The 12,863-nt window shown below is 71.4% G+C and carries 12 protein-coding genes; 7 read left to right on the forward strand and 5 right to left on the reverse strand.

The window, feature by feature from the left end; translation table 11 throughout:
- Positions 1-13: 13 nt before the first annotated feature.
- Positions 14-886, reverse strand: a complete 873-nt coding sequence (ku, locus tag OG494_RS26700; protein WP_328443241.1) for a non-homologous end joining protein Ku — start codon at positions 884-886, stop codon at positions 14-16.
- Between the two features lie 52 nt (positions 887-938).
- Positions 939-1,307 carry a hypothetical protein gene (locus tag OG494_RS26705; RefSeq protein ID WP_328459034.1) on the reverse strand — a complete coding sequence of 123 codons (369 nt, stop codon included), beginning with the start codon at positions 1,305-1,307 and terminating at the stop codon, positions 939-941.
- A 121-nt stretch (positions 1,308-1,428) separates the two neighbouring features.
- On the opposite strand from OG494_RS26705, the gene OG494_RS26710 reads away from it, so the two are divergent.
- The 6 genes from OG494_RS26710 to OG494_RS26735 all read left to right on the forward strand — a co-directional run bounded on the left by OG494_RS26710 (position 1,429) and on the right by OG494_RS26735 (position 7,308).
- Positions 1,429-2,016, forward strand: a complete 588-nt coding sequence (locus tag OG494_RS26710) for a TetR/AcrR family transcriptional regulator (protein ID WP_328443242.1) — start codon at positions 1,429-1,431, stop codon at positions 2,014-2,016.
- A 22-nt stretch (positions 2,017-2,038) separates the two neighbouring features.
- Positions 2,039-2,791: an SDR family NAD(P)-dependent oxidoreductase gene (locus OG494_RS26715; RefSeq protein ID WP_328443243.1), complete on the forward strand. Its 753-nt coding sequence runs from the start codon at positions 2,039-2,041 to the stop codon at positions 2,789-2,791.
- 544 nt (positions 2,792-3,335) lie between these two features.
- Positions 3,336-4,640 (forward strand): GGDEF domain-containing protein, encoded by a 1,305-nt coding sequence (locus tag OG494_RS26720; protein ID WP_328443244.1) that lies wholly within the window; start codon positions 3,336-3,338, stop codon positions 4,638-4,640.
- Between the two features lie 70 nt (positions 4,641-4,710).
- A complete protein-coding gene (locus OG494_RS26725) occupies positions 4,711-5,313 on the forward strand; it encodes a TetR/AcrR family transcriptional regulator (protein WP_328443245.1) in 603 nt (200 codons plus the stop codon).
- Positions 5,310-5,972 (forward strand): VC0807 family protein, encoded by a 663-nt coding sequence (locus OG494_RS26730; protein WP_328443246.1) that lies wholly within the window; start codon positions 5,310-5,312, stop codon positions 5,970-5,972. The genes OG494_RS26725 and OG494_RS26730 overlap by 4 nt, the downstream gene beginning before the upstream one ends.
- On the forward strand, positions 5,965-7,308 hold the full coding sequence (locus OG494_RS26735) for an FAD-dependent oxidoreductase (protein WP_328443247.1): 1,344 nt from the start codon (positions 5,965-5,967) through the stop codon (positions 7,306-7,308). Before OG494_RS26730 ends, OG494_RS26735 begins: the two co-directional genes overlap by 8 nt.
- A gap of 41 nt (positions 7,309-7,349) precedes the next feature.
- Here OG494_RS26735 and OG494_RS26740 read toward each other — a convergent pair whose 3' ends face one another.
- The 3 genes from OG494_RS26740 to OG494_RS26750 are packed head-to-tail and all read right to left on the reverse strand — an operon-like array spanning position 7,350 to position 11,392.
- The gene (locus tag OG494_RS26740) at positions 7,350-9,665 is read right to left on the reverse strand and encodes a [protein-PII] uridylyltransferase (RefSeq protein ID WP_328443248.1); all 2,316 of its coding nucleotides are present in this window, start codon (positions 9,663-9,665) and stop codon (positions 7,350-7,352) included.
- 9 nt (positions 9,666-9,674) lie between these two features.
- Entirely contained in the window at positions 9,675-10,013 is a 339-nt protein-coding gene (locus OG494_RS26745) for a P-II family nitrogen regulator (RefSeq protein ID WP_003103060.1), read from the reverse strand.
- On the reverse strand, positions 10,010-11,392 hold the full coding sequence (locus OG494_RS26750; RefSeq protein ID WP_328443249.1) for an ammonium transporter: 1,383 nt from the start codon (positions 11,390-11,392) through the stop codon (positions 10,010-10,012). Before OG494_RS26750 ends, OG494_RS26745 begins: the two co-directional genes overlap by 4 nt.
- 172 nt (positions 11,393-11,564) lie before the next feature.
- Between OG494_RS26750 and OG494_RS26755 the strand changes: the two genes are divergently transcribed.
- Entirely contained in the window at positions 11,565-12,416 is an 852-nt protein-coding gene (locus OG494_RS26755) for a putative RNA methyltransferase (protein ID WP_328443250.1), read from the forward strand.
- The last annotated feature ends 447 nt before the right edge of the window (positions 12,417-12,863 follow it).

Below are 12,863 nucleotides of genomic sequence, written 5' to 3' on the forward strand. Positions count from 1 at the left end.
TGGGTAGTACTACTCAGGACGTCTTCGAGCGGCTGCGCGACGCAGCGCGCTTCGCCGTCGTACGCGCCTTCGCCGCGCGAGCCGCGGCAGCCTTGGCCTTCGTGACGGCCGCGTTGCGCGCGTCCTCGGCTTCGGCCGCGCTCTCCTGCAGCGCCGCCAGCAGCCGCGTGACGCCCTCGGACTGCTCGGCCGCCGTCGGCTGGACGACCTCGGCGCCGTCGATCTTCGACCGGATCAACGCGTCGAGGGCCTCGCGGTAACGGTCGGGGTAGCGGCCCGGGTCGAACTCGCCGGTCAGCTCCTCGACGAGGGTCACCGCGCGGCGCAGCTCGCCGGGCCGGATGTCGACGTCGGCGTGGCGGAACGGGAAGTCCGGGGCCCTGAGCTCATTGGGCCACAGCATCGTCTCCAGGAGGAGCACCTGGTCGCGCACCCGCAGCGCGCCGAGCACCTCACGCCGGCGCAGCGCGACGGTGACCAGCGCGATCCGGCCGGACTGCTGCAGGGCCTCGCTGAACAGCACGTACGGCTTCGTCCCGGCCGGCTCGGGCTCGAGGAAGTAGGTCTTCGCGAACCAGATCGGGTCGACGTCGGCCTGCTGCGCGAAGCCGCGGATGTCGATCGTGCGGCCGGGCATCGGCAGCGACGCGAGTTCGTGGTCCGACAGCAGGACGACGTCACCGCCGGGGACCGGGTAGCCGCGGACCATCTCCTCGGGCGGCACCTCTTCGCCGTCGACCTCGCAGACCCGCTTCACCCGGACGCGGCCGCCGTCGGCGCCGTGCACCTGGTGCAGCGGGATCTCGTGCTCCTCGGTCGCGCTGTACGCCTTCACCGGAATGGCGTAACTGCCGAACCCGATCGTGCCCGTCCACACCGCGCGCATGCGAGTCACCTCCGCAGCTCCAGGCTAGGCGGGCGGGCTTGCGGGAAGACAGCTACAAACGGGTGTCGGGCGCGACGGATTCGCTCACGCATTCGAACGACGGTGTGACCTCGTCGAGCGCCTCGGCCGCGCAGCGGGCCGCGATGGCGGCCTCGCGCAGCACCTCGGTGACCACCTCGACGTCCAGCGGCGGAGCCGCGGCGAGCGCGTCCGAACCGGTCTCGACGCGGCGGGCGAGCCCGGCGAGCGCGTGGGAGATGGCCTCCTGGCCGGCGACCAGCTGGGCGACGACGTCGATGAGCTCGGTCGTGGTGGCGCCCGGGCCGCCGCAGCGCAGGCCCGCGGCGAGGTCCTCGGCACACGACCGGAGGTGGGAGGCGACGACCGTCGGCGGCAGCGTCAGCCGCGGCGAGTCCTGCATCACGCACCCCCTCAGGCCGGTCCGAGCAGCCATAGTGCCACCGCACTCGGCGTCACCGGACACGACACACCGCCGCTCGCATATTTGACCGCTCGTTCTCGAAAGAGCTAGGGTTTTGATCATGTCCCGGGTCAAGGAGTTCGACGTCGACGAAGCCTGCGACGCCGCGCTCGCGCTCTTCCGGCGTCAGGGCTACGAAGCGACGTCGGTCAGTGATCTCGTCACGCACCTCGGCGTCGCGAAGGCGAGCCTGTACGCGACTTTCGGCACGAAGCACGACTTGTACGTCGCCGCCTTGAAGCGCTATGCGGAACGGACGGACGCGCAGGTCGTGGCCAGCCTGTCGCAGCCCGGTTCCGGAGTGGACGCGGTGCGCGGACTGCTGAAGAGCTACGTCGCCGACATCGCGGGCGAAGCCGGGCCCATCGGCTGTTTCGTCGTCAACGCGGCCATCGAGCTCCTCCCCCGCGACCCGGCGGTCGCGCGGCTGGTGGAACGCAGCTGGGACACCCTCGAGGTCGCGCTCACCATGGCGCTGGAACGTGCGAAGGCGCAGGGCGAGCTGCCCGAGGGCAGCGACCCGACGACCCTCGCCCGGTTCCTGCTCACCGTCCTCCAGGGCCTGCGGGTCCTGGGCAAGGGCACGGACGCGGCGGGCCGGCTGAACGCGGCCGTCTCGCAGGCGATGCGCATCCTCATTCGAGAATGATCAGACCAGAAAGAAGGCAGGCATGGGGGCACGGTTCGCGGGCAAGATCGTCTTGGTGACGGGCGGCAGTTCGGGCATCGGGCGGGCGACGGCCAAGGCGTTCGCCGAAGAAGGCGCGACGGTGGTCGTCGCGGGGCGCGACGAGCAGCGGCTCGCCTCGGCGGTCGAGGAAATCGGCGGCCCGGCGAGCGCGGTCGTCGCGGACGTCACCGACTCCGCGGACGTCGCGCGCATGGTCGAGACGGTCGTCGCGCGCCACGGCGGCCTGGATGTCGCGTTCAACAACGCCGGCGTCCTCGGCACCCCGGCGCCGGCCGGGGACCTGCGCGAAGACGTCTTCGACGCCGTCGTCGGCACCAACCTCACCGGCACCTGGCTCTGCATGAAGCACGAGATCGCGCACATGCGGGCGCACGGCGGCGGCGCGATCGTCAACATGGCGTCGAACATCGGCTCGCACGGCCGGATCCCGGGCATGGCTGCCTACGCCGCGTCGAAGGCCGCGGTGAGCGTGCTGACCCGCACCGCGGCGCGCGACCACATCGCCGACGGCGTCCGCATCAACGCCGTCAGCCCGGGGCCGACCGACACCGGGATGTCGCTGCGGCCTGGCGAGACGGACGCCGGCCGCGCCGTGCGGCTCAAGGCCGCGATTCCGCTGGGCCGGGTGGGTGCCACCGCCGAAGTGGCCGCAGCGGTGCTGTGGCTGGCTTCGGCCGAGGCCGGGTTCACGGTCGGCCACGACCTGGTGGTCGACGGCGGCGCCACCGCCTGAGCGGCCCCACCCGGGCCCGCGTCGTTTCAGGATTCACGGTTGCGCATGGTGACGTTCCCCTTTCGTGCCGGGATGGACGGTGTGCGGACGGGATTCAGGACTCGCGGTTGCGCACGACGGCTCTCCTCTCGGGCGGGACGGACGGCGGGCTCGGCGTCAGGACTCGCGGTTGCGCACAGCGGCTCTCCCTTCGATCGCCGTGACGGACGACAGCGGGGTTCAGGACTCGCGGTTGCGCACGACAGCTCTCCCTTCCGGCGCGGTGACGAACAGACACGGGACTCAGGACTCGCGGTTACGCACAGCGGCTCTCCTTTCCTGCGCGGTGACGGACAGGCACGGGTTTCAGGACTCGCGGTTGCGCACGACGGCTCTCCTCTCGCGCGGCACGGACTACGGGCGGAGGGTCAGGATTCGCGGTTGCGCATGAGGGCGGCCTCCCTTCACTGGTCCGATCGTGTGGCACCCATCGATCGCGGCCGCCCGGTGTGATGGGGTGGACGCTGATCGTCGGATCACCCACGGGAGTTGCACCGCCTTGAGTATGGACGGCGCCCATCCGGCCCAGCCCCGCGCGGGCCGTGATCGAGGTGTGCTCCATCCGGGCCAATGGACCCTCTGGCGGCAACGCGGGTCACTGATCCTCTACGTCTTCCTGGTCGAGTCGGTGGCCGTCGTCGCCACCGTCTGGACCGCCGTGAGCGTGCCCGTACGGCTCTGGGATCTGGTCGTCTTCGCGATCCTCGGCGTCCTCGGCGTGCTGCAGGCCGAGATGGGCCGGCAGATCGAGCGCGTCCGGCGGCTGGTGTCCGACACCCCGCACATCAACCTGACGTCGGTCTGGACGTTCGCCGGCGTCCTGCTCCTGCCGCCCGCGCTCGGCGCCGCCCTGGTCGTCGTCCTGTACGTGCACCTGGCGACGCGCAGCCTCACGCGGATGAAGCGCGTCCCGCCGTTCCGGACGGCGCTGAACGCGACACTGGTCGTCATCACCTGCTACTCGGCCGAGTTCGCGCTGAACCGGCTCGGCGTCCCGGACATGTACGCGGCGCTGACGTCGGGCTGGCGCGGCGTCACGGCGATCACGCTGGCCGCGGTGACGTACTTCGTGTTCGCCGCGATCACGATCGTCCCGGCGCTGACGATCACCAAGCGCTCGGTGAAGGCGTTCTTCGGCGGCCTCGGCGACAACCTCCTCGAGGTCGCGACGCTCTGCCTCGGCCTGCTCACGGCGTTGACACTGGCGACGCTGCCCGCGCTGGCGATCGCGATCGTGCCGCCGCTGCTCGTGCTGCACCGGGCGGTGCTGATCAAGCAGCTCGAGATCGCCGCGACCACCGACGAGAAAACGGGCCTGTTCAACACGACCGGCTGGCACCTGCTCGCGTCGCGCGAGCTGGCCCGGGCGCAGCGCAGCAAGCAGAGCAGCTTCGGCGTGCTGATGATCGACCTGGACCACTTCAAGCTGATCAACGACGAGCACGGGCACCTGGCGGGCGACGCGGTGCTGCGGTCGGTCGCGACGACGATCAAGAACGCCGTCCGCGACTACGACTCGGTCGGCCGCTTCGGCGGCGAGGAGTTCGTCGTCCTGCTCCCGGACATCGGCCCGGCGGCGGTGCTCGCGGTGGCCGAGCGCATCCGCGCGGCGATCGCGGCCCTCGAAGTCGAGTACGAGGACGGCAGCCACGTCCGCCTCATCGGCACGCTGTCGGCGTCGATCGGCGTAGCGACCTACCCCGACGGCGGCACGGCCGTCGAGCGCCTGCTGCAGGCCGCGGACAAGGCCCTCTACCGGGCCAAGGACGCGGGCCGCAACAAGGTCGTCGACGGCACCGCCATCGCCTGATCCACCTTCCCCGTCTCTGCCCCTGACCAGGCGACTTGTCAGATTTGCTCGGCTGAGCTAAACTTTGCTCATGCGAGCAAGAACGTTCACCGAGTCCGGCCGGCGGGCCCAGATCGTGCAGGCGGCGATCGAAGTGATCGCCGAGGAAGGCTTCGCCAAGGCGTCGTTCAGCCGGATCGCGAAGCACGCGGGCCTGTCGAGCACCGGCATGATCAGCTACCACTTCGCGGGCAAGGACGACCTGCTCGCGGTGTGTATCACCGAGATCGAACGAGTCACCGGGGCGTTCATGCAGCCGCGCATCGACGCCGCCGTCGGGCACGTCGCGCAGCTGCGCGCTTTCGTCGAAGCCAACGTCGCGCTCGTCGGGGAGCACCCCGACGCGATCCGGGCGCTGATCGATCTGGTGAAGAACGCCGGCTCGCAGAGTGACGCCGTCAACGGGCGGCTCGCGTTGTTCGAAGAGCACTTCCGCACCGGGCAGGCGGCCGGCGCCTTCGGCCGCTTCGACCCGCGGACCGCGGCACTGGCCTTGACCAGCGGCCTCGACGCCGTCGTCGCCACGGCGGCCGCGGCCGCACCCGAACCAGCCGAGCTCGCGCGCATCGGCCGTGAGCTCGCCGACCTCTACGTGCGGGCGACCGCACCCGAAACCACTGGGGAATCCGCATGATGATCGAACAGAAGTCCGAGCCCGACGCCGGCCTGCGCCGGGTGATCCGCGCCAACGTGCTGAACGTCGTTTTCGAAGTCCTCGTGCCGATGGCGCTGTTCTACGGCCTGCGCGCCGCCGGCGTGAGCCAGTGGTGGGCGCTGATGGCCGGGGTCGTGGTGGCCGCGCCGTACGTGCTGTGGACGATCGTGCGCAACCGGAAGGTCGACCTCGTCGCCCTGGTGACGCTGAGCGTCATGGTGCTGTCGGTCGTGCTGGGCCTGCTCTCCGACGACCCGCGCACCCTGGTGATCCGCGAAGGGTGGACAGCCGCGCTGGGTGGCGTGTTCGGCGCGTGGATGCTCGTCACGGTGTTCATCGGCCGGCCGGCGCAGCTGACGCTGGGCCGCACGATCGCCGAGATCAAGCGTGGTGCCGAGGGCGCGGAGGCGTGGGCGGCCCGCTGGGACACCGACGCCCGCTTCCGGCGCGGCCTGCGGATCAACACGGCCGCCTGGGGCGGCGTGCTGGTGCTCAGCGCGATCACGCACATCGTGCTCGTCTACACCCTGCCGATCGACCTGATCTCGCTGGTCACCACCGTGCAGTGGTTCGCGATGCTGGCCGCCCTGATCATCTGGCACGTCTGGTACCTCAAGAAGGAGAACCTCGATGCCTGACGTCCTGATCGCCGGCGCCGGCCCGACCGGCCTGCTGGCCGCGTTCGAACTGGAGCGTGCCGGGCTCGACGTGCTGGTCCTGGAACGCGACGCCCGCCCGACGACGCAGTCGAAGGCACTCGGCCTGCAGCCCCGGTCGGTCGAGGTGCTGGCCGACCGCGGCCTGCTCGCCGCGATCGAGCCGCACATCGAGGCCCGGCTGCCCGGCGGGCACTTCTCGGGCATCCCGATCGACTACACCGACCTGCCGACGCGCTTCCCGTACCAGCTCGGTGTCGAGCAGGTGCACGTCGCGGCGGCGATCGAGGCCCGGCTGCGCACGCCGGTGCTGCGCGACGCGGCCGTCACCGCCGTGGCGCAGGACGACGAAGGCGTCACGGTCACTGCGGGCGGCCGCGAACACCGGGCCGGCTGGCTCGTGGCGGCCGACGGCGGCCACAGCACGGTCCGGACGCTGCTGGGAGCGGCGTTCCCCGGCCGCTCGGCGCGGATCTCGCTGGTCGTCGCCGACCTCGTACTCACCCGCAAGCCCGACGATTTCGCCGACGAGTGGAGGCTGCCGTCGAAAGCCGCGGGCTTCCTGCTCCCGCTCTCCGGCGGACGCCACCGGGTGGTCGTCGTCGGCGAGGAGCAGCAGCGGCTCGGCCGCGACGAGCCCGTCACGGCCGGCGAGCTGCAGCGGGCCCTGACCTCCTTGCACGGGCCGGGGTTCGAGGTGGGCGAAGTGCTCTGGGCGTCCCGGTTCGGCGACGCGTCCCGGCAGCTGGAGCGCTACCGCCACGGCCGCGTGCTGTTCGCGGGCGACGCCGCCCACATCCACCTGCCGGTCGGCGGCCAGGGGCTCAACCTGGGCCTGCAGGACGCGGTGAACCTCGGCTGGAAGCTGGCCGCGCAGGTCCGCGGCCACGCACCCGAGGACCTGCTCGACAGCTACCACGACGAGCGGCACCCGCTGGCCGCCCGCGTGCTGCTCAGCACCCGGGCGCAGGCGGTGCTCGGGGTGCCCGACCCGGACGCGGTGGCGGTCCGGGAGGTCGTCACGGGCTTGCTCGCCGTCCCGGAGGCCCGCCGCGCGGTCGCGGCGGAGCTCTCGGGCCTCGACGTGACGTACCCGGGGGTTTCCGGCCGCGCGGTCGACGTCCCGTCCACATCGGACGGTCGCGCGGTCCTGATCGGCGCGGAACTGCCGCCGGGGTGGGCGGACCGCGTCGAGACGCGATCCGGTGCCGGGCCGCAGCTCGTCCGGCCCGACGGTTACGTGGTCTGGAACGGCGGGCCCGGCTTGGAAAAAGCGCTGAGCACGTGGTTCGGCGAGCCCGCGGTCGCGCTGGTGTGACTTGCCTGAGCCGAGTGACGGCTCGGCTCAGGCAAGACCGCTCAGGACGCCGCGGCCAGCACGGCCTGCTCGACTTCGCGGCGCCAGCCCGGCTCGATGCGGCCGCTGCGGGGCGTCACCGCGAACGAGTCGACCACCGCGCCGCCCAGCGTCGCCACCTTGGCCCAGCGGACCTCCGCGTCGCAGCGGCGCAACGCCCCCGCCACGCGGAACAGCAGCCCGATCCGGTCGGCCGCGCGGAGTTCGAGGACCACCGTGTCCGGGCCGCTCGTCTCGTCGTCGAACCACAGCACCTTCGGCGCGACCGACGCCGCGTCGGGTGAGCCGTAGTCGCGTTCCTTCGCCGCCAGCCGCTGTGTCAGCGGCAAGGTGCCGGCGACCGCGCGAGCGAACTGCTCGCGCAGCAGCGTCACCTCCGGCAGCGAGCCGAACTTCGGTGACGCCGTGAAGACGCCTGCGCGTCCGCCGTCGTGACCGCGCAGGATCGCCGAGTGCACCTCCATCGAGTTCAGCGCCAGCACCCCCGCCGCCGGAGCCAGCAGCTCCGCGCGGGCCGGCACGGCCAGCAGCACCGTGACGACCTTGCCGTGCGTGCTAATCCGGACCTCGCCGTTGCCCGAGGCGACGGCCTGGGCGACGAGCTCGCGCTGTTCGGAGTCCATCGGCTCGGGCGCGGTGAACCCCTTGCCGCGCAACACTTCCTCGCACCCGGTGACCAGCTCGGCGTGCAGCCGGGCCTTCCAGTCCGTCCAGACGCCGGGGCCGGTGGCCAGCGAGTCGGCCTGGGTGAGCGCGTGCAGCAGTTCGACCAGGACGATGTCGCTGTCCAGGGTTTTCACCACCCGCGCCACCGTCGCCGGCTCACTGATGTCGCGCCGCGTCGCGGTGTGCGGCAGCAGCAGGTGGTGGCGGACCATCGCCGACACCGTCGCCGCGTCGCCCGCGTCCAGCCCGAGCCGGGCCGCGACCTGGGCGGAGATCTTGGCGCCCAGCTCCGAATGGTCGGCGTCGCGACCCTTGCCGATGTCGTGCAGCAGCGCGCCGATCAGCAGCAGGTCCGGTCGCGGCACCGTGGTGGTCAGCTTGGCCGCCTCGACGCAGGTGCGCACGAGGTGCCGGTCGACCGTCCACTGGTGCACCGGGGAACGCGGCGGCAGGTCGCGGACCGCGCCCCACTCGGGGAACAGCCGTGACCAGAGCCCGGTCCGGTCGAGCGACTCGACCGCGTCGACCAGGCCCTCCCCCGCGCCCAGCAGCTCCACCAGGGCGTTCAACGCCTCGGCGGGCCACGGCGCGCGCAGCTCGGGGGCCGACTCGGCCAGTGCTTTCAGGGTGCCGAGCGCGATCGGCTTGCCGGTGCGCGCCGAGGCCGCGGCGACCCGCAGCAGCAGCGCGGGGTCCTTCGCCGGGACGGCGTCGCGGGCCAGCGCGACCTCGTTCCCGTGCAGCACCACGCCTTCGGCGAGCGGCGTGCGCGACGGCCGCCGCCCGAACCGCGCCTTCGGCGGGTCCACAGTGGACCGCAACGCGACGTCCAGCGCGTACGCGATCGTGCGTCCCGCGCCGGACAGCTTGCGCGCCAAGGTGAACCGGTCGCCGAAGCCGAGCTCGGAGGCGACCAGGTCGGCCTCCGGCGCGGACAGGACGTCCCGCTCGCGCCGGATCTCGCGCCGCAGCTCGGTCCGGACGTCGAGCAGAAGTCCCTTGGCTTCCAGCAGCTCCTCGCCCGGACGGGCGGTGAGCTGCGCCGCGGCCAGCGCTTCCAGGACGGCGAAGTCCCGCAGCCCGCCCCGCCCGTGCTTGAGATCGGGTTCGGCGGACTGCGCGATCTCACCGCTGCGAGCCCAGCGCTGCCGCACCGACGCCGTCAGATCGGGGATCTGCTTGCGCGCGGTGCGACGCCACTGGTCCCGCGCCGCCGCGACCAGGCGGCCGGACAGCTCGGCGTCCCCGGCGAGGTGCCGGGCGTCGAGCAGGCCCATCGCCGTCCGAAGGTCCTCCGAAGCGACCTTCAGTGCTTCGCCGGGCGTGCGGACCGAGTGGTCGAGCCCGACTTTCGCGTCCCACAAGGGATACCAGAGCGCGTCCGCGACCTCGCCGACCTTGCTGTTGCCGTTGTGCACCAGCAGCAGGTCGAGATCGGAGAACGGCACCAGCTCCCGGCGGCCGAGCCCGCCCACGGCGACCAGCGCGACCCGCGGTTCCGCGGTGTCGACGCCGGCCGCCGAGGCACCCCTGCTCAGCCAGAACTCATAGAGGTCGACCAGGGCCGCCCGCAAAGCGGACGCCCCCAGCCTCCCGTGCCTGCCCTCGAGCAACCGCTCGGTGGCCTGGACCAGTTCGCCCCCGTCGGCCATCCCGGACGCCTATAGCGCGTCCGTGCCGCGCTCGCCGGTCCGTACCCGGATGACGGTCTCGACCGGCGTCACCCACACCTTGCCGTCACCGATCTTGCCGGTGTGCGCGGCCGTGGTGATGGCGTCGAGCACCTTCTCCACGTTGGTGTCGTCGGTGACGACCTCGATCTTCAGCTTCGCCACGAAGTCCACCGAGTACTCCGCGCCGCGGTAGACCTCGGTGTGGCCCTTCTGCCGGCCGTACCCCTGGACCTCGCTGACCGTCATGCCCAGCACGCCCAGCTGTTCCAGCGCGGAGCGGACATCGTCCAGCGTGAACGGCTTCACAATCGCCGTGATGAGCTTCATGCCTTGCTCTCCTCGAGTTTCGCGGCCGACGTGGTCTTGACCGGAATGGTGGACGGAGAGCCACCGCCCGACAACCCGGTGAAGTCGTACGCGCTCTCCGCGTGCTGGGCCTCGTCGATGCCGCCGACCTCGTCCTCCACGCTGACGCGGAAGCCGCCGGCCTTCTTGATCGCGAAGCCGATGATGAAGGTCAGCACGAAGGAGTACACCAGCACCGCACCCGCGGCCGCCGCCTGGCGCCCGAGCTGCGTGAAGCCACCACCGTAGAACAGGCCGTCGGCGCCCAGCGAGTTCACGCTGGTGGTGCCGAAGAAGCCGATCAGCAGGGTGCCGACGATGCCGCCGACCAGGTGGACGCCCACGACGTCGAGCGAGTCGTCGAAGCCGAACCGGAACTTGAGCGAGACGGCCAGCGCGCAGACCGCACCGGCGATGACGCCGATCGCGATGGCCCCGATCGGGCTCACGAAACCACACGCCGGGGTGACGGCGACCAGACCGGCGACCGCGCCGGACGCGGCGCCGAGGGTGGTCGGCTTGCCGAACTTGAGCTGCTCGACCAGCAGCCAGCCGAGGACGGCGGCGGCGGTGGCGACGGTGGTGTTGGTGAAGGCGACCGCGGCGAGGTCGTTGGCGGCCAGCGCCGAACCCGCGTTGAAGCCGTACCAGCCGAACCACAGCAAGCTCGCGCCCAGCAGGACGAACGGCACGTTGTGCGGCCGGCCGGTGTCCTTCGGCCAGCCCTTGCGCTTGCCGAGCACGATCGCCAGGGCCAGACCCGCGGCACCGGCGTTGATGTGGACCGCGGTACCACCGGCGAAGTCGAGTGCCTTGAGGTTGTTGGCGATCCAGCCGCCGACGGCGTCCGCGCCGATGAAGCCGTTGAACGAGAACACCCAGTGCGCGACCGGGAAGTACACGACCGTCACCCAGATGACGACGAACAGCGTCCAGCCCCAGAACTTCGCGCGATCGGCGATGGCGCCGGAGATCAGCGCGGGCGTGATGATCGCGAACATCAGCTGGAACATCACGAAAGCCAGCACCGGCAGCGCGTCGGAGCCCGGCCACGCGACCTCGGGCGAAGTGCTCGTGGCGGCCGTCACGAAGCCGGCGAGCTTGCCGACGGTGTCGCCGAGCCCCGCGAGGTCGAAGTTACCGACGAAGCCGCCGAAGGCGTCGTTGGAGAACGACATCGAGAAGCCGTACAGGACCCACAGCACCCCCACCACGGCGAGCGCGATGAAGTTCATCATCAGCATGTTCAAGACGCTCTTCGCGCGGACCATGCCGCCGTAGAAAAAGGCCAATCCCGGTGTCATGAGCATGACCAGCGCGGCGCTGGCCAATACCCATGCGGTGTCTCCTGCGTTCAGCACATCGTCCTCCCGTGCCCTGGGTTATGCGAAGGGAGTTTTGGCGCGCGGTGTTTCACGGGACGGCTCGTCAGGTTTCACCCGCGTGAACTGTCCACGCCACGTTGTTACGTCCAGGTTTCCCGGGACCTGTGCTGAAGTGTCCGGTTGCGAAACCTCGTGGTCGAATATCCCCATGACCTCAGCCCACGGCGGGAATGACCCACTGCCACCCCAGGTCGTGGAAGCGTTGCGATGTTCGATGTGCGGCAACCCGATCGGGCTAGCCGAACGCACGCTGCGTTGCGAAAACGGCCACTCGTTCGATCTAGCCCGACAGGGTTACGTGAACCTGTTGCACGCGCGAATCCCGGCCGGCACAGCGGACACCGCACCGATGGTCGCGGCCCGCGCGGACTTCCTCGCGTCGGGCGCTTATCTCGCCCTGGCCGACGAGCTGGCCCGGGTGTGCGCGGAGGCCGACGGCCTCGTGATCGACGCGGGCGCGGGCACGGGCTACTACTCGGCGCACGTCCTGTCGTCGGCCCCGTCGGCGACCGGCCTGGCACTGGACGTCTCGGCGGTAGCCCTCCGCCGCGCGGCGCGCGCCCACCCCCGCCTGGGCGCGGCGGTGTGGAACCTGTGGGAGCCGTGGCCGGTCGGCGACGAGGTGGCGTCGGTCCTGCTGAACGTCTTCGCCCCGCGCAACGGCCCGGAGTTCCACCGGGTCCTGCGCCCGGGTGGTCTGCTGGCGGTCGCGTCCCCGGCCCCGGACCACCTCCGCGAGCTGGGCGACCTGGTCCTGACGGTCGACGACCGCAAAGAGGAGCGCCTCGACGCAACGCTCGGCGAGTACTTCGCCCGCACAGGCCGCACGGCGGTGCGCAGCACGGTGGAGCTGACCCCGGACCGGATCCGCCAGGCGGTGGAAATGGGCCCGGCAGGCCACCACCTCGACCGCGACGGCCGCCGGGAACGTCTCGAGGCGCTGAGCGAGACGCAGAAGGTCACGGTGTCGTTCTCGGTCTCCACGTACCGGCGCTTGTGACGTGCTGGCGGTAGGCACGTTCGGGTGCGCGCACCATCGCCGCCGCCCGCCGGCGCTGGCCCGTCGGAGTCCGACCTCCTCACGCCGCAGCGTCCTCAGAGTGCCCGAGCTCTCGCACCCGCACCGCTCGCCGGCGAGCCCGGTCGGCGACCTGCCCACATGCCGCGACACCGGCGGTGCCCCGCCCATCGGTGCCTGCTCGCTCCCCGAGGTCACCCCGATCTTCACCGCGCTACCCCGCCCACCCGGTGCCTTACTCGCCCTCCGAGATCGCCCAACGACATCGGTTCTACCCCGCTCGTCGGGTACCTGCTCGCCCCTAGCGATCGCCCCAAACGGCACCCGTTCTACCTCACTCGTCGAGTGCCTGCTCACCACTCGAGATCGCCCCAAACGGCACCCGTTCTACCTCACTCGTCGAGTGCCTGCTCACCACTCGAGATCGCC

This window comes from Amycolatopsis sp. NBC_00438, assembly GCF_036026695.1.
Lineage (GTDB): Bacteria > Actinomycetota > Actinomycetes > Mycobacteriales > Pseudonocardiaceae > Amycolatopsis.

Excerpts from the sequence above, each read along its gene's own strand:
- OG494_RS26755 (WP_328443250.1), top strand. The coding sequence starts at position 11,565 with ATGACCTCAGCCCACGGCGGGAATGACCCACTGCCACCCCAGGTCGTG.
- OG494_RS26705 (WP_328459034.1), bottom strand. The coding sequence starts at position 1,307 with ATGCAGGACTCGCCGCGGCTGACGCTGCCGCCGACGGTCGTCGCCTCC.
- OG494_RS26715 (WP_328443243.1), top strand. The coding sequence starts at position 2,039 with ATGGGGGCACGGTTCGCGGGCAAGATCGTCTTGGTGACGGGCGGCAGT.
- OG494_RS26745 (WP_003103060.1), bottom strand. The coding sequence starts at position 10,013 with ATGAAGCTCATCACGGCGATTGTGAAGCCGTTCACGCTGGACGATGTC.
- OG494_RS26735 (WP_328443247.1), top strand. The coding sequence starts at position 5,965 with ATGCCTGACGTCCTGATCGCCGGCGCCGGCCCGACCGGCCTGCTGGCC.
- OG494_RS26740 (WP_328443248.1), bottom strand. The coding sequence starts at position 9,665 with ATGGCCGACGGGGGCGAACTGGTCCAGGCCACCGAGCGGTTGCTCGAG.
- OG494_RS26730 (WP_328443246.1), top strand. The coding sequence starts at position 5,310 with ATGATGATCGAACAGAAGTCCGAGCCCGACGCCGGCCTGCGCCGGGTG.
- OG494_RS26725 (WP_328443245.1), top strand. The coding sequence starts at position 4,711 with ATGCGAGCAAGAACGTTCACCGAGTCCGGCCGGCGGGCCCAGATCGTG.
- OG494_RS26720 (WP_328443244.1), top strand. The coding sequence starts at position 3,336 with ATGGACGGCGCCCATCCGGCCCAGCCCCGCGCGGGCCGTGATCGAGGT.
- ku (WP_328443241.1), bottom strand. The coding sequence starts at position 886 with ATGCGCGCGGTGTGGACGGGCACGATCGGGTTCGGCAGTTACGCCATT.
- OG494_RS26710 (WP_328443242.1), top strand. The coding sequence starts at position 1,429 with ATGTCCCGGGTCAAGGAGTTCGACGTCGACGAAGCCTGCGACGCCGCG.